The organism is Microbulbifer sp. ABH2_005 (assembly GCF_056160005.1).
The window spans coordinates 646,810-667,741 of record NZ_JBSWWI010000001.1 but is presented as its reverse complement, the minus strand read 5'-3'; the positions used below and the strand labels follow the sequence as shown (position 1 = coordinate 667,741).

14 protein-coding genes, 1 tRNA gene and 1 pseudogene are annotated in these 20,932 nt (G+C 46.3%); 5 read left to right on the top strand and 11 right to left on the bottom strand.

The genetic code is table 11. The features are described 5' to 3' along the window. Nucleotides 1–94 precede the first annotated feature (94 nt). Complete coding sequence (locus tag ACXAFI_RS02820; protein ID WP_475107603.1) at nucleotides 95–1,480, bottom strand: MFS transporter; 1,386 nt, start codon at nucleotides 1,478–1,480, stop codon at nucleotides 95–97. A gap of 919 nt (nucleotides 1,481–2,399) precedes the next feature. On the opposite strand from ACXAFI_RS02820, the gene ACXAFI_RS02815 reads away from it, so the two are divergent. Beyond that, nucleotides 2,400–3,623 carry a hypothetical protein gene (locus ACXAFI_RS02815; RefSeq protein ID WP_475107602.1) on the top strand — a complete coding sequence of 408 codons (1,224 nt, stop codon included), beginning with the start codon at nucleotides 2,400–2,402 and terminating at the stop codon, nucleotides 3,621–3,623. Between the two features lie 171 nt (nucleotides 3,624–3,794). Here the strand turns inward: ACXAFI_RS02815 and ACXAFI_RS02810 are convergent, their stop codons facing one another. Next, nucleotides 3,795–6,197, bottom strand: a complete 2,403-nt coding sequence (locus ACXAFI_RS02810; RefSeq protein WP_475107601.1) for a chitinase — start codon at nucleotides 6,195–6,197, stop codon at nucleotides 3,795–3,797. A 1,139-nt stretch (nucleotides 6,198–7,336) separates the two neighbouring features. Between ACXAFI_RS02810 and ACXAFI_RS02805 the strand changes: the two genes are divergently transcribed. After that, nucleotides 7,337–7,798 (top strand): helix-turn-helix domain-containing protein, encoded by a 462-nt coding sequence (locus ACXAFI_RS02805; RefSeq protein ID WP_475107600.1) that lies wholly within the window; start codon nucleotides 7,337–7,339, stop codon nucleotides 7,796–7,798. Nucleotides 7,799–8,206: 408 nt separating this feature from the next. Next, a complete protein-coding gene (locus tag ACXAFI_RS02800) occupies nucleotides 8,207–9,268 on the top strand; it encodes an FAD-dependent oxidoreductase (protein ID WP_475107599.1) in 1,062 nt (353 codons plus the stop codon). Between the two features lie 31 nt (nucleotides 9,269–9,299). Here the strand turns inward: ACXAFI_RS02800 and cueO are convergent, their stop codons facing one another. Further along, nucleotides 9,300–10,871, bottom strand: a complete 1,572-nt coding sequence (gene cueO, locus ACXAFI_RS02795; protein WP_475107598.1) for a multicopper oxidase CueO — start codon at nucleotides 10,869–10,871, stop codon at nucleotides 9,300–9,302. A gap of 925 nt (nucleotides 10,872–11,796) precedes the next feature. Here cueO and ACXAFI_RS02790 point away from each other — a divergent pair. Then, nucleotides 11,797–13,152, top strand: a complete 1,356-nt coding sequence (locus ACXAFI_RS02790; protein WP_475107597.1) for a hypothetical protein — start codon at nucleotides 11,797–11,799, stop codon at nucleotides 13,150–13,152. 726 nt (nucleotides 13,153–13,878) lie between these two features. On the opposite strand, the gene ACXAFI_RS02785 is transcribed toward ACXAFI_RS02790, so the two are convergent. Beyond that, nucleotides 13,879–14,424 (bottom strand): hypothetical protein, encoded by a 546-nt coding sequence (locus tag ACXAFI_RS02785; RefSeq protein ID WP_475107596.1) that lies wholly within the window; start codon nucleotides 14,422–14,424, stop codon nucleotides 13,879–13,881. Between the two features lie 484 nt (nucleotides 14,425–14,908). Here ACXAFI_RS02785 and ACXAFI_RS02780 point away from each other — a divergent pair. Then, a pseudogene (locus tag ACXAFI_RS02780) lies at nucleotides 14,909–15,983 on the top strand (IS3 family transposase). On the opposite strand, the gene ACXAFI_RS02775 reads toward ACXAFI_RS02780, so the two are convergent. From ACXAFI_RS02775 to folP, 7 genes are all read right to left on the bottom strand, one after another. Continuing rightward, nucleotides 15,911–16,309, bottom strand: coding sequence for a tyrosine-type recombinase/integrase (locus ACXAFI_RS02775; RefSeq protein ID WP_475109792.1), 399 nt, complete (start codon nucleotides 16,307–16,309; stop codon nucleotides 15,911–15,913). The pseudogene ACXAFI_RS02780 and the gene ACXAFI_RS02775 overlap by 73 nt on opposite strands. Before the next feature lie 12 nt (nucleotides 16,310–16,321). After that, the gene (locus tag ACXAFI_RS02770; RefSeq protein WP_475107595.1) at nucleotides 16,322–16,990 is read right to left on the bottom strand and encodes a tyrosine-type recombinase/integrase; all 669 of its coding nucleotides are present in this window, start codon (nucleotides 16,988–16,990) and stop codon (nucleotides 16,322–16,324) included. Between the two features lie 157 nt (nucleotides 16,991–17,147). After that, nucleotides 17,148–17,233: transfer RNA gene (locus ACXAFI_RS02765), tRNA-Leu, on the bottom strand. A gap of 7 nt (nucleotides 17,234–17,240) precedes the next feature. After that, nucleotides 17,241–17,678, bottom strand: a complete 438-nt coding sequence (secG, locus tag ACXAFI_RS02760) for a preprotein translocase subunit SecG (RefSeq protein ID WP_475107594.1) — start codon at nucleotides 17,676–17,678, stop codon at nucleotides 17,241–17,243. A gap of 68 nt (nucleotides 17,679–17,746) precedes the next feature. Beyond that, nucleotides 17,747–18,481, bottom strand: a complete 735-nt coding sequence (gene tpiA / locus ACXAFI_RS02755) for a triose-phosphate isomerase (protein ID WP_475107593.1) — start codon at nucleotides 18,479–18,481, stop codon at nucleotides 17,747–17,749. A gap of 127 nt (nucleotides 18,482–18,608) precedes the next feature. Further along, the gene (gene glmM / locus ACXAFI_RS02750) at nucleotides 18,609–19,961 is read right to left on the bottom strand and encodes a phosphoglucosamine mutase (protein ID WP_475107592.1); all 1,353 of its coding nucleotides are present in this window, start codon (nucleotides 19,959–19,961) and stop codon (nucleotides 18,609–18,611) included. Between the two features lie 93 nt (nucleotides 19,962–20,054). Then, a complete protein-coding gene (gene folP, locus ACXAFI_RS02745; protein WP_475107591.1) occupies nucleotides 20,055–20,903 on the bottom strand; it encodes a dihydropteroate synthase in 849 nt (282 codons plus the stop codon). Between the last annotated feature and the right edge of the window lie 29 nt (nucleotides 20,904–20,932).

Here is a 20,932-nt window from a genome sequence, read left to right as displayed (position 1 = left end):
CTGCTAGATTTTTTATTAAAAAAACAAAAACTGGTTATCTATAAAACCAATAACCATTGGGACCTAATCAGTGAAACACACCCAAGCCAAAGGTTTATCCTTTCTGAACAATGCGCTCTCCACGCACAAACAAAATACACACCAGCAGTGCCAACAATGCTAGATAAGCATTTACTAAAAATGCACGATCAATTCCCGCAGATAAGCTCGGAGCCAGAGAGACAATGGTAGTATTCATTGCGAGGCCAATCGCTCCACCAATGATCTGAAACATAAAAACCAACGCTGCAGCAAGACTGGCCCTGCCAGGGCCAACTGCTGTAACGGCAGCCGTTGTGATAGTAGGAAAAAAAAGACCCAGTCCAATCCCCAGTGATATCAGACCCGGTACTAAGTGCATATAGCGTGTATGTTCCAGTAAACTCGATAACAAGAACATTCCGCCCCCAAGAAAGATGGCCGCAGCAGATAAGATCACTTTTGCCCCCAGCAAGGCATAGAGCCTACCGGCAATATAAGAGACAACCCCATAAGTCATCATAACTGGCAGCAGCCCAGCGCCTGACCAGGCTGCGGAAAACTTTAACTCTTTTATCAAAAACTGAGGGACATAGAGCAACATTGAGACAAAAATAACCGAGAGTAAAAGCGTTGTAATGCCCACGGTAAGAAAGCGCCAATTAGTAGCCACATCCGCGGGAATAAGAGGATTGCGCTCGGTGTGTGCCTCGGCCCAGGCGAACATGCAAAATGCAAGCACAGAAACAAAAAAGAGCCCAATAATTAAAGAACTCCCCAACCCCATATCCACAACAAGATCCAGCGCCAGCAATAGTGCCAACAAGCAAACAGATAGGAAAGTTATCCCTGCATAGTCCACCTGCTCATCGGCATTCTCTGGAGTGTCATCATCAATCACTCGCCAACTAATCAGCATTGCCAAAAGTGCAATGGGAAAATTAATAAAAAATATCCAGCGCCAACTTAAAAAATCTGTTAGAAAACCTCCTAGTAGAGGACCCACCGAATTAGCAAACCCGCACACTGTCATAATCAACCCCCCAGCCTGCCCAGCCCTGCTCTCAGGCATTATCTGGTAGGTCATACCAAGGATCGCTGGCCACATCAGGGCCCCACCCACCCCCATCAATGCACGGCTGCCCAACAACATCCAGGTATTGGCCGCAAAGCCACCTAGCAGGGAAAACAAAATAAATATACTGGTACCAATAAAAAAGAGCCGGCGACGCCCAAACATATCCGCCAGGCGACCGCCGGTTACAATCAATACGCCAAAGACTAAGGCATAACCATTGATCACCCACTGCATTGTGGAAATATCTGCATGAAAATGCTTCTGCATAGCCGGTATTGCCACAGAAAAGGCTGTAAAGTCATTGGCAATCAGAAATATCGCGAAAGTTAATGCGGTTAATGCAACAATCTGCTTTCGGGAAAGTGCATCTTTTGCCACCGCCATAAATACTCCAATCTTTCGACACCTGGATACACCAGCCCCATATATTCATAATTTTAGTGGGCAATCATTCCTGGCTCTGGACAATAATTGCAATTGGCAATGGTGGGCTTAGGCTAAAAATTGAGAGTTTAATACCGCATTACCAGGAAATATTTCTCATAAGCCAAGCTGTTCATCATCAAGTCAGAAAACTTTATTCCCAGGACTTTCATACTTCTTTCTCATACCGGCTCCTCCATTTATCGTCAACACTTACCAATGTAATCAAACTGAAACAGGCAAGTAACCCCTTAAAATCAAGAAGTTTACCCTTGCATAGCAGTGAGCGTAAGACTACAAAGAATTAGCATTTGCACACTAAATAATTCTGGTGAAGATGCAAATATTCTAGACTTGCAGCCATTAACGTAGTGAATACTTAATGTTGAGGATGGAAATGGTAAAATTCACTTCGTTGAAAAAATCCGCCAACGACCGGCATCCAGGTAGAGACAAGTAGTAATGCCATTAACAGTGGCTTGGAAAAGGTTCTTTGTGCAGTTCTGAAACTTATCCTCCATTCAGAGCCGATCCAATGCAGTAACCCGACTTCGGCGCCAGGCATAGGCGGAAGCAGTAGCCAGTGCTTGAAGTCGGACTTTCTATTACAGAACCAATAACAAAGAACGCTCTTCCCTCAATATACTTGAAGAATAAATACACTAGTAGCCAACCCCAATATTTCAAACAAAACCAAGCACAGTACATACTCCTTTCCAACTCTTAAGTTTCTCATGAAAGAATGGCGGAGCCGCAACCATCCTCTATAAAACAAGATCTAAAATTTAGTGAATGCCCCATCAATAATGGGGTATCTAATAGCTGATTTTCACCAGGGATTTAGCATTACCCAGAGATCTTTGTAGTAAAGGAGCATCTCATGAAAATCTCTCCTCTTGTCACCACCGCACTGGCTATCGCCATCAGCGGGGGGGCTCTCGCCGACAATAACTTTGTTATCCTCAATCAATTTGGCACCGGGAATAGCGCCACCGCTAATAATGGCGACTCCGATGTCAATAACAGTTTGATCATACAGACCCAGATTGGGGTAAATAACACCGTGGACGCCCTGCAAATTGATGGCACCAGCAACAGTGTTATCAGCCAGACGCAAGTAGGCGTGACCAACAACAGCGAAGCCGCTCAGGAAAACACCACCGCTAGCAGCATCAGCACCGAGCAAACTGGGGACAATAACCAAGTCAATGCCGGCCAGGGAACGACAAGCGATAGCAGCAACTCAGTAATTCAGCTGGGAGCAGCTAATAATGCTAATGCGCAGCAAGTAATTGTCACTGCCAGTAGCCAACAGGTACAACAGACAGGCGAGCACAATACGGCGGGATTCCTTCAGGAAAATACCAGTGACAGCAGCGGCATCCTCCGTCAGTTTGGTAGTGCCAACAGCGCTAACATCCTGCAATTCCTAAGTTCAGAGAGCAGTGCCGATATTTTTCAGGTGGGCTCCGAGAACAGCAGCCGCGTGGACCAGTTGGATAGTACTTCCGTTGTGGGCTCGATCATCCAGGTCGGCAGCAACAACTTCGCAAAAATTTTCCAACTTGACGGAAACACAGATACCTCTCGAATAGAACAGGCAGGATCGCAAAACTCTGCGGAAACCAGCCAGTGGGTGAGCAGATCCAACTCGGTTAGTATCACTCAGTTGGGCATACTTAACTCTGCCACCAGCAATCAAAACTTCTCCAGGGATGGCGTTATTAATATTAACCAAGAAGGGGGCGATAACAGCGCAATGGCAAACCAGAATGCCCTGCTAAGCAGCGCTCTTATCAGTCAGGCCGGCAATCACAACGCGGTCACTTCCACTCAGCTGGGTATCGATGTGCGTTTTTCCGCTTTCCAGGTGGGAGAGAGTAATAGTCTTACACTAGAACAAAATGGCAGCCTACTTACCATTACCTCCGCGCAGATCGGCAGCTTGAATACTGCAGAGATCAACCAAAGTGGGTCGCGCAATAACCTGGAATTACTGCAAGTCGGCAGCGCCAATTTTAATCAGGTCACACAGTCAGGAACTGATGGCAACTCTATTGTAATTCAAATTGGCAACGCCAATACCCTGCATATTTTCCAGTGAGTGAATCAGCGTAATTTTGTCAGTATTGACTCTAAAAGTTATCCACAGGTGGGGAAAACGGAAAAGCGCGAGAAAGGAGTAGTAAAAAGGTGACCCGGCGTTGGGGATGGTACCGGGTCACTTTGCAAGCGGGTAAGGGTTTGACAGGGGCGTTAACACACCCCTCTTTTTTTAATTTTGGTAATCGATTGTCATATCAAAGTTACCTTCCACACACTTGGCATAGTCGCCTTCATTCAGTGCTGAGTAGGCCGTTTGGTAGTTCACCAGCTGACAAGCGAAACTCTCATTATTGGGGTTATCGGCAGACCAGCCCCAATCTTTATCCCAGTAAATATTCAGGGAGGCAGCACCGCCCGTCTCGAACTGGCCCATATTGGCACACCCCAACTCTTCATCCGCAGGAATATCCACACCCAGGTACTCGGTGAAGCTTTGGTAGTAATCTATACGATTCTGGGAGCGGGAATCCTCTGAGCCCTTACTACACTCGATAGCGCCGTTCACAATATTGGTGGTCACACCAAAACCGGAGGTCAGGTTATTCGCCAAATCAACGCTATTGGGCTCCCAGGTACCATCAACGACATGCAACATGCTCGGCTTGGGAGGCTGTGGATATACGAAGAAGAAGATGGCACTGGCCAAGTTCAACCAGGTATCCGCAACTAGCTCCGGGTTCTCCAACAGGGTGTAAATATCACCGTACATGGCCTGAGAGAAGGGACCGTAGTTATAGTTCCAGCTCAGCTGTTTGGCGCCGCGACCAAAGTAACTCTTGTAGCCACCATCCGCATTGATGGCGCAGGGCCATACATCTGCCGCCCAGCTGCTGCTGGATTCACAGGCACCATAGCCACCAGAAGTCTCTTCGGTCCAACCGATTTCTCGAATCCAGTAAAGGCCCTGGCGCCATTCCGGCTCATCCCAGGCAGCTGCATGGGCACCGGTCTCCTGGCCGAAGTGGGCAAACATCACCGCCAGTACCTTGCGACAGATGGCATCGGAATCGCGGCCATCGGTGTACTCACCACAGAAGGCTGGAAACTTGGCCACCGCGCGCAGGAAATTGGTGTAGGTATATTCCTCGGCCCGCAACGGGAACAGATAATTCCAGGTATCTTCGGAAATAACACTTTCAACGCGCTGCACGTTTTCCGGATTGGCATTGCGACCAGGCTGAACCGCTTCCACAATACTGTTATCACGGGTCTCAACGGTATGCTTCACCTCTTGCAGAAGCGAATCGCTGGTACGGGCAGTCTCCTCCGCCTCGAGTTCACTCAGGCCCATCACATGACCACTGGCAGAGCCACAACCGGTTTGGTTGATGCTCACTTCCGCAACATCACTGGCCGCTGAGGAATCGGTAGCCGTCAACTGGAAGGTGTAAGTCACATTGCTGTACACCTCAGACAGGATCGCCTGGGTGGAACTACCCACGTAGTTGGAGAGCTTGATAGAGGGGCCACCGGTCTGGCTCCAGATATAGCTCATGCCACTGCCGCCGGTGGATTCGGAACCATCCAAAGTGATACTGCCTGAACAACCCACACTATTGGCGGAAGCGGATATCACCGCATTCACTGCCCCACCGGAGTTGTCGTTATCGGTGGAATCGTCATCATCGCCAGTATCGACAGCGAAATTCTGCACAGTAATCTGTGCCTCTTCGGTGGTCTCGCCATCACTGACTATCAGGCTGAAGACATAACCCACATCATAGGTCGTAGCCGGCAGGGTCACAGAAGTGGAGGCACTGGCACCTGAGGCAATACTCGCTTCGGGGGAGCTCGGTGAGAGCTGCGCCCAACTATAGCTAAGCGTGTTATCGCCACCGGATGCGCTGGCACTAAGTTGAACAGTACCGCCACCAGTCAGCTGCGATTGCGAGGAGGATATGTTTAGGGAGATCGGCGTGGAGCCTGAATTGCCATCGTTGCTGTCGCCGGTATCACCGTCATCGTCGTTGTCATTGCTTCCGCCATCGGCACAACCATCGGCCTCTTTGAGGATCCAGGGGGAGTCCCATGTATTTTGTGCGGTCAATGCATTAGAAGGTAAGTCGTTCCCATTGGCCCACCACTGAGCAAGGAAAACATCACCGGCATAGCAAACTTCACTGCCCTTGCGGTAGCTTTGTCCGGATTGATAAGTGGCAACATCACTGGAACCGGAGCTACCAGAGCCACCCGTACTACCGGAATTGTCGGAGTCTGAGCCTGAACTATTACTGTCATCGTTGCTGCCAGATTCACCGTTGTCGGCACTATCGCCGGAATCGCCAGTATTACCACTATCTCCCGAGTCCCCGCCGGAAGCATCACAAGCTCCCGCCTCTTCCAAAACCCAAGGGGAGTCCCAAGTATTTTGCGCAGTTAGCGCCTCGGCTGGACGCTGTTCAGCAGTAGCCCACCACTGAGCTTTAAAAAGGTCGCCGCCATAACAGACTTGACTGCCCCCTTGGTAGTGTTGGCCTTCCACATAGTCTTCAGCAGGCTGATCGGCAGCCGCGCTCTGGGCACCAATCACCAGTGCCGAAGCAATGGCAGTGCGAATAAAAAGGTGGTTCATAGAATCTCCGCTATTCGTTTTTAGGCTTCTATTAAAAACGCTGATATATGCGATGAGGTGGCTTAGCCGGCTGGCGCTATTTTAGGAACAATGAATTAAGAATTCGTAGATAAAATCTACAACGGTTTTTTTATCAATAATATATGACCCGAACGTCTCATATTTTCAGTCGAGCCTTCATTTACTGACAGGAATAATATTCCTAAACCCCGCTTACACTTATTTCGGCACAAATAGCTGCACCAGTTAATATTTTCGACAAATACTTAAAATTGTTCTGTGCCCTAGCAAAAGCCCCATACAAGCACTGCAGATTCGATTGAGGCATGATGGAATGGTTCCCATAATGAAAAACAATTCTTTACAAAACGGAAAACCTAGAAAAGCCAAAAGTACCCTAAAAGACTCCAAGTGAAGAACTTTAATACCGTTTAAAAACCCAGAAAACTGACAAATCGCCAGCCTTGCCCAAACAAAATAGAAATTTAATTTAAATAAATAAATCCAGAACCAAGAAAGCCAGCAATTTCAATAGAAAAATTTCTTGAATTAGAGCAGGAGAAAAACTTTTTCCATATTTCCTCCACATTTATAGGTTAACGGGCGTCACTTAAAGCCAATTTACAAGGGCGCGGGGTAAGGAAAGGAGCATCATAAGCTCTATCCAAGAGCAAATCCCAGTACTCATATTTAGTTCATAGAGCTAATACTTCGAAGGAAGAGCTGCCGACAAGGAACACTAAGTTTGGAAAATAAAAAAGTTTTCAGTATTAAGCTACAATAGCGGTGCTTTATTTTAGCAATACAAAAATCCAGATAGGCATCTCCTCTTCAAGCTTGCCAAAAATAAGAGATACAAAATCTAACTTTCAAACACAAAAGATTCGACCCCCAAGAAAATCTGCCTTATCTAAACAGCAACTAAGCTAGTAAATTAGCAATCAGGCAGAAAAATGAATATTAATTATCCTCCGGTACTCATTGGCAGGTCTAAGCTAAAGAAGTAAAGGTAAGTCTCTTAACTGTTGTTTTGCAAACCATACTCTACCCCCTAGCCAATAAGACATTGCATTAAAGGCTTGCCAGGGAGAGCAGCGAAAACTAGGATACAACTTCTAGTCTGCTTGAGGTTGTTACAGATGGGTGATCCACAAGAAATTGATATTCGCCAAGTGTCGAAGCTTAGCGGGCTTCCCTCTTCGACCCTTAGATATTATGAAGAAAAGGGTCTGATTCAATCCATTAGCAGACGAGGTATCGCCAGAGTCTTTCATGCTAGTGTACTTGAGCAGCTCTCCTTGATTTCCTTAGCACGCTATGCCGGCTTCTCACTTGACGAAATTGCCTGCATGTTCACTTATAGTGACAAACCCAATATCGACCGTGATCAGCTGCTTCAAAAGGTAGATGCTCTGGATAAAAATATCCAACGCCTAGTAGCTATGCGCGATGGCTTTAAGCATTTAGCCAATTGCCCCGAAGACAACCAGCTAGAGTGTTCTAACTTCCAAAATCTTGTGAAGGGGGCAATGGATCTGCAACATGAGGATGAGCAAACTGTAAATCCGGGCAGCTGTGTAAAAAAGACAAGGATAAAATAAGGCCCACGGTAAATATCACTAAATCCCAGATTTACTTCTCCCCGTCAGTCAAGCATCCTAGTTGATTAGTTATTTAGTTACTAGCGAATGAGAAGTAGAGTGATGTTTTGATAATTATATTCTTTCAAGGATATTTGCTCTAAGATCTATCCACTCCAGAGTGTATACCCTCTTAGATCGACCTTGATTAGGTACTCATAGCCACAAAAGGATTGATACAGAAACCCATTCGCACTCTTCAAGATCAATCCTACTCCCGTACAACACTATTTGACTAGGATAACGATTCTAGTCGATTCATTGCTGATTTTACGCCCCCCCACTAACCACGAATAAAGGGTCGGTGGCAGCTACCACTCCTGATTACTGTACTATTGTTGTAAATAAGAGAGAAAGCATCTGGTTTCTATGAAGGTACTAATTGTCGGTGCGGGGCCAACGGGTCTTACTCTTGCCGTGGAATTAGCACGTCGAAAAATATTCGCCAAGATTATAGATAAACGCGATAGCGCCTCGACTCTGAGCAGGGCTGTTGGAATTACCTCTAAAAGTTTGGAATTACTCTCCCATTCAGGGGTATCCAAAAAATTGATTGAAGAGGGGGTACCCATTCAAACAGCTTGCATCTATCGAGGTAGTCACCTTGCCTTGACTATGCCCCTGCACTCCAGCTCCTCTTATTTTCCAACCATCTTAGGTCTACCCCAGGATCGTACCGAAACCATCCTAGCAGAATCACTGGCTTCAAAGGGTGTGCAGGTCGAATATAAACTTGCGCTCAATACCTTTCGTGAGGAAGCGCAATACGTTGTGGCCCAGTTTTCTAACGGCGAGGAGGAAAACTTCGATCTTATTATCGGCGCCGATGGTGTTCATAGCGTAGTTCGACAGAATGCCAACATCCCCTATCCCGGATTCGATTTAAAAGAACCCTGGTCAATAGCCGATGTAGAGATTGATGATTGGCCTCACCCTCAAACATTCACGTTAGCCCAGATTAAGTCTGGAGTTGTAGTAGTTTCAGTACCTATAGGCAAAAATCGATACCGCTTTGTAGCTAGCTGCGAAAAGGCATTGGAGGCATTTCCCCTCCCTCTAAGGATCCACAAAGTACGGCGGGAGGGCATTTTCAAAATCTCTATCCGCCAAGCAAGGAGCTACTCCAAAGGAAGAGTGCACCTAGCAGGCGATGCAGCACACTGCCATTCTCCAGTTGGGGGGCGGGGCATGAATCTGGGGATTGCGGATGCGGCCGAGTTAGCCCGGTGTATCACAGAAGGTCAACTGGATGGATATTCTGCGCTTCGTCATCGAGAAGATAGGAAGGTCATCGATATCACTGAACATGGAAGAAAAATTGTCACTGAGCAATCTTTCCTCAGCAAAATTGAATTTAGCGCCCTCTTGGCTGCCGCCAATCATCTGCCTTTTATTAAAAGGAGAATTAGCAGGTTTGTGGTGGAGTTTTAATAAAAGGAAATTCTCCCCAAACAAACTCACCTCAAGTCACACTAAATTCTGTCATCATGCCAGAATCCTCATGCTCGAGAACGTGGCAGTGCACCATGTAGGGCATATCCGGCATTGCCTCAAGGGGAAAGCGAACATAGATCTCCGCACTGGCAGCATTGGATATGGGTACCGTATCTTTCCAGCCACGCATATATGGGGGCGGAGTGGCGTCGTTAAGCTTGATCAGGCGAAACTGGCAACCATGAATATGTACAGGGTGCAGCATTGTGTCGCTGCCTTCTGAAATACGCCAGCGCAAATCCTTGTTAATGGGGACCTTAAAGCCCGGCTCAGTAAATGAAAAGGAAACACCACTGACCGCATTGGCTGTCAGCTGGGCTTTCAGTGGCAAAGCCGGTGCCTCAGTTATCAATTTGAGAACCTTAGCTACCACTGCAGGATCAGTTTTCCCTGAGTCAACCATTTTCTCCAGGCCTGTGGCATCAATCAGCTTATCGGAGATCTTTCGGCGGTTCATCTGCATAACCAACTGCTGACTGACCGGAGGCAATGTTGTGGGTATGTCTGGCATTGAGACCAACTGCTCAGGCAGGGTTCCCTGCCCCTCCGAATTACTAGGCAAGACACTGAGAAACACCACTGGTCCATCGAATGGAGGCAGGCGCATCACCTGCTGTGGCACCGGCAAGGTTAAAAAATCAAAAGGCTGGCCATTGCGGGCATCCACCATCACCTCATAGCGCTCCCCAGCAGCAATTGGTAGTTCTTTCACCTCTACCGGTTCCGGCAAAAATCCACCATCAGTGGCAATCACATATAGGGGCCGTTGATCACTAGTGGAAAGCCGGTAGTTGCGACCATTTGAGCCATCCAGGATTCTGAAACGCAGCCACCCTTTGGGAGGTTTAACCACCGGATTGATCACGCCATTAGTGAGTAGGTGGTCACCACAATAACCGGCGGCAACAGTAATTTCATTAAAGCGATGAAAGAAACTGCCATCTTTATTGAAGCGTCGATCCTGGATAATCACGGGGATATCATCCACGCCCCAGCGCTTAGGTAGAGGCAACGCATCACTATTTTCATCATCGATAATAATAAGCCCTGCCAATCCCTTGAGTACGAGCTCGGCAGTAGTGGGATAGAGATGGGGATGAAACCAAAGTGTCGCCGCCTGCTGGATAATAGGCAGTTTTGCAGTCCAAGTCTGACCTGGCTTGATGGGCATATAGGGGCCACCATCGGCATGACCAGGTACAATTAACCCGTGCCAGTGTGCAGTTACATTTTGAGTTAGCAGGTTATGTACATTAGCAATCACCGTTTCACCTTTGCGTAAGCGCAAAGCCGGCCCCAAAAAGGGCCCATTAAATCCATAGGTTGGCGTTGTTACTCCTTTCAGGAAAGTCTGCTTGGCTGGCTTAGCCACTAGATCAATTTTGCCCGATGAGTCAGCTCTCAATTCAGGGGGAATTGGCAGCAAGGGCCTTGTAGAAGAGTCTGCGGGGCCAGTGGATTGGGCCTTCGTATGGGCTCCAGTCAATAGAGAAGCCGCCAAGGTACCTAAACAGAAGTCCCGACGCGATAAACGAGACACGAATAACACCTCCTTGTAAACCCGGCATTAGCAGTTAGATCTTTTATAGTGCTGCTTGAACAGTTTGTTTACAGTAACCGCATCAAGCCTTAAGGCAGCATAGACCTTAAAAAACAACCAGTGAAATGGAAAATGAAATCGAAGCGCCAGATACTAAAGAAGCAAATGCAAAATCCAAAATCCAAAATCCAAAATCCAAAATTGACACTACGAAAAAACCATTGAGGTAGGCAATATATTTTCATCTCTAGCGAGCGAAGAAACCACATAACTAAAAGGATTATACGGAATCCAATTTACTGGATATCCTGCAGTTTTCCTACAAGCAAAGATATCTAGCCCCTTAGATAAAAACGGCTCTATATTGATGAAGACAAACATAAAACATGAGAAATTTTTCTCGTATGCGAATCTCTTAAATTATCGATACTGGCAGGGAAAACTTCTGTGTAATCTTAATTAAATGATCAGAACTTTCACTTTGATGCAGGTGGCAATCCCAAAGATGGCACACAAGAAAACAATAAAAATGGTTTGGCCGCCGACCTATCATTTATCACAGTTTCTCAATCTACCAACTACCCAAATTAAAAAATCGATGTCAATGAAGGACCTTCGTGAAAACGGATGCCAACACCATACTTTCTTCTCATATAATTAGTACTTATCTCTTATGGCGTGAAATCTGGCCTACTCTGATACTTTATGAGAAGTTTTACCCACATGCATGAAGGGGACTCAAAGTGAAGAATCTGGCCTCACAACATCTGGTTACTCAATAAATGGTTGAGTGCAATTAGTCCTTCAACACAAAGCCTCTATCTTTTTTGGATTTTTACAACCTGTTAAATAAGGTCATAGGTTTCCAAAAGCCGACCTCGGGTACTGACGATTTCCTTAGATTTAAGCAGTAAAGGAGACACTAATGCCCCCGTATATCAATTTTATTCCTGGGGTGCTTATTTTTCTCAGCGCCACGACTCTTGCGGTAGACAACTCTATTCCACGGAACCAATTAGTCTCGAAAAACAGCCTTAACAGTAATCAATTATCACTGGAAATCAACAACTCTATCGAGGAAATTCAGTCAGGTCATAACAATAAGACCATTATTGAACAAAAACCTGAAACTATTGATAGCAGTATTCAAACCACCCAAACTGGCCAGAGAAACCAAGCCACCATTTACCAGATTGGCAGTATCTCATCGTCTATTACAGCCCAACAATTTGGTAACGCCAACATAGTATCTGCTAGCCAGAATAATAGCCTCGATAGCAAAATATCCATATTACAGATAGGCAACCAAAACTCATCTAATGCCACTCAAAATGCAGGGGAAAACAATAGAGTCACAAACATTCAAGAAGGAGATGACAATATATTTATTTCCAATCAAGAATCCAGCACTTCCAGTAATATAGAAGCTACTCAAAATGGGTATAAACATCAAATTGTTGTAAAGGAAAATGAAACGAGTTTCTCCAACACCATATCGTTCCTTCAATATAACAAAGAAAACTTTGCCTCTATTTATTTGGCTGATGTTAACAATAGCAACATTGACCTACTCCAGGATGGCAGTAAGAATTTCATTGAGATATCTCAATCTTTGTCTACCGAAAGCAGGTTAGAAGTCCGGCAGTATGATGGATTTAACCGCGTACTGATTAGTCAGGAAAAAAGCTTTTTTAGCAATATTACGATGTTGCAAAGGGGCGAAGCCAACCAGGCCTCAGTTATGCAGTCTGGGACATACAATACCATTGAGCTCAACCAGAGGGGGAAAGATAACGATGCCCTCCTAAAGCAAGATTCTGATCAAAGTACAATGAAAATCCAGCAATCCAAATTGGGGAATCAGATCACCGCTAACCAACTCACTACAGAGCTAAGCACACTAAAATCTAACCAATTTGGCTCAGACAATATACTCACAGCGAATCAGAGTGGTCTCTCCATCAACATCTCCAGCGAACAGCTTGGTGCTAAAAATACTAGCGAAATTGAACAAGCTGGAGGATATCTTAGTATTATCACACACCAGATAGGCTCTAAAAATTTTGCAAATATTATCCAGATAGGGGAAGATCTGAGCATATCTGCTAGTCAAGTTGATGACCGAAATAACCTCTCTATTACCCAAAAAGGAACTTCAAATTATATAAAAAGCAAACAAATCGGCCATGAAAACAGACAGGATATCGTGCAAAACAGCCAAAACAATTACATCATGGTTATTCAGGTTGGCCAAAATAATAGCAGCGTGATACGACAATAAATTATTGATAAACTCAAATTCTAATACTGCGAAATACGTTAAATAAATCATCAATAAAATTAGCATTATGTATCAACCACAAATATAATACTATTATTTAAGTGAACTTTTAGAGTCAAATAATTCCAGACTATCACCATAAGCAAAACACGTTTACCTACCAGAAATTCCAGTGGACCAATGAAAATTGGCCCTTCACTGATAAAGCATTCATACGAAATACCTCATCATCAATAAGAATCTTTAGCACCTTGCTAATTTTCACTCCTTTCATAAAGGAATGTTTTAAAAAATTTTGGTTTCGGATAATAAATGCAATTGGTAATAGATCGCCTGAACAACAGGCCTAGAGCTAGCCGAAGAGAAAGCTTATCGAATGAATTTATTAAGGGCTGCAAGACAAACTATCTGCAAAATAAGAGAACTCCAGTTATTACTTGGAGCCAAAGGAGCTATAAGATGGCCTCTTTGCAGCATAAGGGATTTGCAGCTATTACTCAAAACCAATCGACGCTGATTAACCAGAGATAAACCCTTTATCTATTAATGTAGCCACTCACTATTTAATAGCAAAACTAGCACCTCGTAGAGTTCTGGCTAATTATTCTAGCAAGCATAAAGATTGAGAAACGTGGTGATCTAATGTTTTAGGACTCACTTTTATATAGATATGTAGATCGACTAAAGTAGTGCCGATAATTTTTACCGACACCACCACGCTACTAACTAAAACTTTTCGTAAGTAAAGACTTTTAAATCCACATCGTTAATCACACCCAAGTCACCTTGGATATCGATGGTTAAGGTTTCACACTTTTCGCCAGAAATTGATGCGTTGTCTATAGTTAAGACCACCTCACTACGAAAATCTGAAATAGGTACATTGGTGTAAACATTCTTATTATCCCTATCAGCTCCTATTGCCGTTCTACTACCATCTTTAGCAAGACAGTTTGCGGTGACCCTAACATCATAAACAAAATCGAAAATCCTGGGATGATTTCTAGTGTAGCAATTATCCCTTCCGTATGTATAACGACAAATAACATCGGAGTTAAGCCGACCTAAACCTGAAATGATTGCGGTAATATCAAAGATAATTTCCTGCCCCTCATCACCTAGGATATCAATATCAGCAACTCGCTGAGTATCTGAACTATGAGAATAATCTGTGACACTATGCTTAACTCCGCTAATAAAAACCATTTCAGCAAACGATTGACTCACGAACAGTAAAGCCAGTGCGGGTAGCATATACTTCAAAAACTTCATTTTTCATCCTTAAAAAAATATATACGAGTAGGCAGTATAAATACTCTATTATTAACTAACAAGAAACACCAAACTCACTCAGAAAAACTGTTAAGATTCCCTAGCCACAAGAATCCCTGCACCGCAGTCATTTTAGGAGGCTGTAAATATACTTCGAGCTTTAAAACAGCCAACATGCTTCTGAGAATGTACCAAGGTGCCACTAGCTGACAAAAAAATTGAGTAGCGATAGGTCTAGCAGATAAGCTTCTTATATGAAGCTCGAAAACCCTTCTCAAGGGACCAAGAACATCGACAATTCCTCTTTCTATTTCGAGAGTAGCTTTAGGCTTCGCACATCAATTTTGTACTCTTATGCTGAATTGTAAAGTGTAATGTTCTACTAAATCCGGACACCAATTTCGATGGTAAAGTTGCCACCGAAGATAGAGGTGTTAAATTAGCAAGCAACTTCGATTTTTTTCTCCTGAATTTACACTAGCTAATCGTAGAAGAAAGCTATTCGGCCCTGGAACCAGCCCCATCAACGGGTGTTGTGCAACGGATATCCGGCATTGGGTGAAGCAACTAGAGGCTGAGCGTCGTGGATAGACGCCTACAAGTAAAGTGCTGATCACCAAGTAACAGAAAATTAAGGAGCATGAAGCTCGTATCAGTCGCTTAGAAAAGGAGAAAGAAATCCGAAAAAAGGCTACCGCATCTTGGTGTCTGACGAGATGAGTCGTATGTGTTGATTGACCAATTAAGTAAACAGGAGTTCGTGGAACTGGTCCGCGAAGCGTTTGAAATATTTCAACCAAGTTACCACGAATATAGGAAACAAAAGAACCCCGCTGATTTACCCAGAGTGTAACTCTGCTCCAAAATCATTGAGGCCTTCGAGCGCGGTCGTAGCTCTGCCAGAAACCGTACAATCGTAGCTTTACTCTGCGAGCAGGGGTACCAATCGGGCACTTTAAAGCTCGAAGGCTCATGTATGAAACGAACTTTGTGTGTAAGTTAAGCAACCTGGTCCTCATAAGTAAAAGAGAGCAATCGTAGAGCGCTTAGATATACCAAATAAACTTGACCGTCAGTTAATCGTAGATAAGCCCATCCAATTTTGATGAGGTGATATTACCTATAATCAAGCTGGTGTTATCTAGCTACGGTTATAGCGCCGTATCGTTGGGTAAGCCTTCTCCGGGCAACCAAATGGATCATTAGCTATAAAAGGCCTGGAAGCAGTGAGGAAAGCCCGATGGAGTTATGCTCCACCCGGATCATGATAGCCAGTATGCCAGCCATCCGTTCCGCCAACGGCTGTGACGCTACCGAATGATTCAGAGTATGAGCCGGCATAGAAATTACTGGGATAATGCACCAACGGAAAGACTGTTTCGGAGCCTAAAAAGTGAATGGATACCGTCTCTCGGTTACACATCCATCACAGAAGCAAGGCGAGACATCAGTATTACCTGATGACTTACTACAATTGGGAGCGTCCCTACCAACACAATGACGGAATACCGCCTGCGAAAGCGGAAGAAAACCTTAACAAATTATCCGGAAATAGTTGATCACTATAAGTGATCGCTTTACTTCTTCCCTCTTGAGAGTCATCCCACCCCATTTTAAAAATTGCCCTACGCATAGTGTTATCAGCCCTTTCCCGCTCAGAGGGGAAAAGAAGAGAGTACTGGCCAGTTATAGACTTTAACTCTTCAAGTGCACCAAGAGCTTGTGAAGACAGCGGGACAATATGATCCGTGCCCATCTTCATACGCTCACCGGGGATTCGCCAAAGAGAGGATTCAAAGTCAAACTGTTCCGAACGTGCAGAACGTAATTCGCCCGGTCGAACAAAGGTGAGTAACAATAACTGGATAGCGAGCTTGGTTAATATCCGCCCTCGCTCCTAATAAAGCTCTAACTCTTTCAGGAAGCAAGGTAACTCTTCTCGTGGGAGGGAAGCCCGGTGGTTACTTTTTCGGCCACGCAAAATACCCGTTAACTCAATCGCTGGATTGTGAGTAAGTTTGCCAACCTGAACGGCATTGCGACAAACGCGGCGAATATCCTGTAAAACCCGTTGCGCAACATCCATCGCATCCCGCTCCTCAATATCGCGGACAATGGCTATTACATCTTGGGGATGAAGATCGGCAATGGGCCTTTGGCCAATTCGAAGGAAGGTATTATCTCGTAACCTAGTCCATACACGGTTGGCATGGTCCTCTGTCCAAGTTCCTTTCTGGTGGTTCCACCACTCTTCAGCAACAGCAGCAAAACTCAGGTCAATATTGACTCTGGCTTGGTGCTTCTCAACTCGTTTCTGTGCTGAAGGGTCGCGGTCCTCTGCTAGCAGCTGTTTTGCTTCAGTTACTTTTTGCCTCGCCTGTTTGAGACTTACAGAGGGGTAAACTCCCAAGGCCAGCGTTTTCTGCCTTCCTTTGAATCGGTACTTTAGCCGCCAATACTTGGAACCATTGGGTTTGATCAATAGGCGTAATCCCTGCTGATCTGTAAGCCACTGATCCTTGTCGCTTGGTTTGGCCTGTTTGATTTGTATATCTGTAAGGGCCATTGGTGGTGCTACCTGTTTCTAAATTGAACCGAGGTAGCACCAAATGTAGCACCGGATGACAATGAACTAGAGCGGAGGACTGTGTAACGTCCAGATAGCAAAAAGCCCCGATTTACGAGGCTTTCTGGATGATTCCGAACTTCTTCGGATCTTGATGTGGTGCCCAGGGCGGGACTTGAACCCGCACGAGCATAGCTCACTACCCCCTCAAGATAGCGTGTCTACCAATTCCACCACCTGGGCTAAAACTTTACTGTTGTTCCTCGTCACCATCTTGACCAGCGGCTGGCTCTTGAGATTCGCCGCTTTCTGCTGGAGCCTGAGGAACATCACCGGCTTCCAGATCTGTTTCAAGTTGCGGTATATCGCTTTCGATTTGTGGCAACTCATTGGCCGGTCCATCTTGCTCTACTGCAGCAGGTACTTGCGGCAAATTAGGGTCGATGTTGGCATCTGCGTTTTGGCGAGCCAGGAAGGCCAGCCCCAAACTGGTGACGAAGAATACCGTCGCCAAAATTGCTGTCAAGCGGGAAAAGAAATTTCCGCCACCTTGACTGCCAAAAACAGTCTGAGAAGCTCCTGCACCAAAGGAAGCACCAGCCTCAGCACCTTTACCCTGCTGCAATAAAATCAGGCCAATGATACCTAATGCAACCAGAACATGTATACCTAAAACAATTTTTTCCATTTTCTGGAAACTCTCTGCCGGGGTTATACTAACCCGTTTTCAGTATTCCCTAATTCGCTCGCTGAATATTATCCAGCAGCGCGACAAATTGCGGCGAACTCTTTCGCATCAAGCGAAGCGCCACCCACAAGGGCGCCGTCAATATCAGCCTGCGCAAATAACGCGCTGGCATTAGCGGATTTTACACTACCGCCATATAAAATCTGTACTTCATCGCCCACATCTCCGAGTTCTCCTCGAATAAACTGGTGGACGTCCTGAGCCTCTTCAGGAGTTGCGGTCTCACCGGTGCCAATGGCCCAAACTGGTTCATAGGCCACAACCGAACGCTTCCAGACATCACTCCCTGTGATATCGCCGACAGCTTTAAGCTGGCCTGCGACTACCTCGAGAGTTCGCCCTTGCTCGCGCTCTTGCAAGGTTTCCCCCACACAGAGGATCGGAATCAAACCCGCCTCTTGAGCAGCCACAAATTTCTTGGCTACCAGCTCGCTTGTCTCCCCATAGAGACTGCGGCGTTCGGAATGCCCGACAATGACATAGCGGACATTCCAGTCGAGCAACATTTCAGCAGATATTTCACCGGTGTAAGCACCACTGGACTTCTGACTGAGGTTTTGCGCACCGACACTAAAGCGTTCCTTATTCTCTCCAACCTGGGAAACCAAGGGGATATAAGGAAACGGTGGACATACAACAACCTGAGCGGCAATAGCCTGCAAGTCGAAGTCAGAAAAAAAACGCTCGGCAAATGCTTTACTGCCGTTCATTTTCCAGTTTGCTGCTACCAGCGGTATTCGCATGTGTGCTCCTTCAAGGGGCGCAAATCTTAGCGACATTGCCGCCAACATACAACCAAAAATATACGAGTTTGTTTAAGTCTCTGGTGGCGCCCTATAGAACACAGCAAAGGCGACCCGAATAAAGGGCTCAGCCGCCCCCAACCCTTTGCACTACAGAGGAAATTTGCTGTGCCAGTTGCTCTACTTGAGCGCTATCACGACCTTCCACCATCACGCGAATCAGGGGCTCCGTGCCTGAGGGGCGCAACAACACGCGACCATTCTCAGCGAGCTGAAGCTCCGCATCGCTGACTGCGGCCACCACCTCTGGGTGATCGAGTATACCATCGCGATGCCCAAGTCGCACATTGATCATGTGCTGGGGAAGCATCTGCATACGCGCCTTGAGTTGGTGCAGTGGTTGATCAAACTCTGATAGGGCACGAAGTACCTGGAGGGCAGCAACAATACCATCTCCAGTTGTGGAGGCATCAGCACAGATAATATGACCGGAAGACTCGCCCCCCAGCATCCAGCCATTTGCCTTCATTTTTTCAAGCACATAGCGGTCGCCAACTTTCGCTCGCTCAAATGGGATCTTGCGCTCGCGCAGAGCCAGCTCAAAGCCATAATTGCTCATCAGGGTGCCGACAATGCCTTTACAACCGCCGAGATGCTCCTGTTGATATAAGCCGATGATAAAGAGCAGTTGGTCACCATCGACAAGCTCACCATTGCGGTCAACAAACAAGACTCTGTCGCCATCACCATCAAAGGCAATTCCCAGGTCAGCACCCTGCTCCACTACCGCGCGCTGTAGCTGCTTGGGTTTGGTGGAACCGCACTCCAGGTTGATATTCAGTCCGTCGGGGCTTGCGCTCAGGGCTGTAACTTCCGCCCCCAACTCGCGAAAGACCTTCGGCGCTATGTGATAAGTGGCCCCATTTGCACAATCAAGGACAACCTTCAACCCACCCAGGGAGAAGTTCCAGGGTGTCGACGCTTTGCTAAATTCGATATAGCGTGAGGCAGCATCGTCGACTCGATAAGCCTTGCCAAGGTTTTCAGCCGCTTCCATAGGAAGCTCCAGAGCGGCTTCGATCTCGCGCTCTACTTCGTCGGGAAGTTTATAACCTTCGTCACAAAAGAACTTGATGCCATTATCATGGAAAGGATTATGGGAGGCACTGATAACTATTCCCGCTCGAGCATGGAAAGTGCGGGTGAGGTAGGCAATAGCGGGGGTAGGCATGGGGCCAAGTAAACCCACATCGACTCCGGAATAGATCAACCCCGCCTCCAGGGCCGCTTCAAACATATAACCGGAAACACGAGTGTCCTTCCCAATTAAAATGTAGGGGCGATTGGACCGTTTTCCCGCAGACATTTTCCCTAGCACTTTACCGGTGGCGTATCCCAACCGCAGCATAAAGTCTGGGGTAATTACCCCCTCTCCCACATGACCACGAATTCCGTCAGTGCCAAAGTACTTTCTTTCCATATCTTTTCTCTATAGACGTTAGTTGCACCGCATTATTTGAATGGTATAGGGCAGATTGCGCCCATAACTTGAAATCGTTAAAGATTGTGAGAGTTAAGCGTTAAAACCATCAATGATTTGCTGCAAACGCAAAACATCTACCGTCTCGGCAACATCGTGCACCCGTAAAATCTTTGCCCCTCGTTGGGCTGCCAGCACAGCCAGTGCCAGACTGCCAGGCAATCGATCTTCGACCTCTCGCTGCAAAAGACGCCCGATCAACGACTTGCGCGATAAGCCAGCCAGTATAGGGATTTCCGCTGGTCCCAGTTGGGGCAAAGCCCTCAAGAGCGCCAGATTATGGGCGTCAGTCTTCCCAAAACCAAAACCTGGATCCAATAGGAGGTGTTCTCGGCTAATACCCGCAGCCTCGCAGGCCTCGATGCGCCCTGCCAGGTAATTTGCGACTTCTGCAACGACATCTCCATAAGCGGGAGCGCTTTGCATAGTATTGGGCTGTCCCTGCATATGCATCAGGCATACTGGCAGACCTGTTTGAGCAGCAGCCTCAAGAGCTCCATCTCGCTCTAGCGCGCGAACATCATTAATAAGCCCTGCGCCCACTACAGCAGCTTCACGCATAACCGCTGGTGTACTGGTATCGACCGAGACGACAACATCCAGCCTAGCGCAAATAGCATCCACTACAGGCAGTACCCTGTCGAGTTCCTCCTGCTCGGAAACGGGATCGGCTCCGGGGCGAGTGGACTCACCGCCTACATCAATAATTGCGGCTCCCTCTAATAGCATTTGCTCGGCCCGATGCAAGACAAGGGATAGATCTAGCATGCCGGCCTGATAGTAACTACCGCCATCAGAAAAGGAATCAGGGGTGGTATTTAGAACCCCCATCACCACAGGTGAGGAGAGATCCAGGATGTGCTTTCCACAGGTAATTTTCATATACAGAGATAAAAAAACGGAATGTCGAA

Bases quoted from the DNA above. Each gene is read 5' to 3' on its own strand.
- ACXAFI_RS02820 (WP_475107603.1), bottom strand. From the start codon at position 1,480: ATGGCGGTGGCAAAAGATGCACTTTCCCGAAAGCAGATTGTTGCATTA.
- ACXAFI_RS02815 (WP_475107602.1), top strand. From the start codon at position 2,400: ATGAAAATCTCTCCTCTTGTCACCACCGCACTGGCTATCGCCATCAGC.
- ACXAFI_RS02810 (WP_475107601.1), bottom strand. From the start codon at position 6,197: ATGAACCACCTTTTTATTCGCACTGCCATTGCTTCGGCACTGGTGATT.
- ACXAFI_RS02805 (WP_475107600.1), top strand. From the start codon at position 7,337: ATGGGTGATCCACAAGAAATTGATATTCGCCAAGTGTCGAAGCTTAGC.
- ACXAFI_RS02800 (WP_475107599.1), top strand. From the start codon at position 8,207: ATGAAGGTACTAATTGTCGGTGCGGGGCCAACGGGTCTTACTCTTGCC.
- ACXAFI_RS02790 (WP_475107597.1), top strand. From the start codon at position 11,797: ATGCCCCCGTATATCAATTTTATTCCTGGGGTGCTTATTTTTCTCAGC.
- ACXAFI_RS02785 (WP_475107596.1), bottom strand. From the start codon at position 14,424: ATGAAGTTTTTGAAGTATATGCTACCCGCACTGGCTTTACTGTTCGTG.
- ACXAFI_RS02770 (WP_475107595.1), bottom strand. From the start codon at position 16,990: ATGGCCCTTACAGATATACAAATCAAACAGGCCAAACCAAGCGACAAG.
- secG (WP_475107594.1), bottom strand. From the start codon at position 17,678: ATGGAAAAAATTGTTTTAGGTATACATGTTCTGGTTGCATTAGGTATC.
- tpiA (WP_475107593.1), bottom strand. From the start codon at position 18,481: ATGCGAATACCGCTGGTAGCAGCAAACTGGAAAATGAACGGCAGTAAA.
- glmM (WP_475107592.1), bottom strand. From the start codon at position 19,961: ATGGAAAGAAAGTACTTTGGCACTGACGGAATTCGTGGTCATGTGGGA.
- folP (WP_475107591.1), bottom strand. From the start codon at position 20,903: ATGAAAATTACCTGTGGAAAGCACATCCTGGATCTCTCCTCACCTGTG.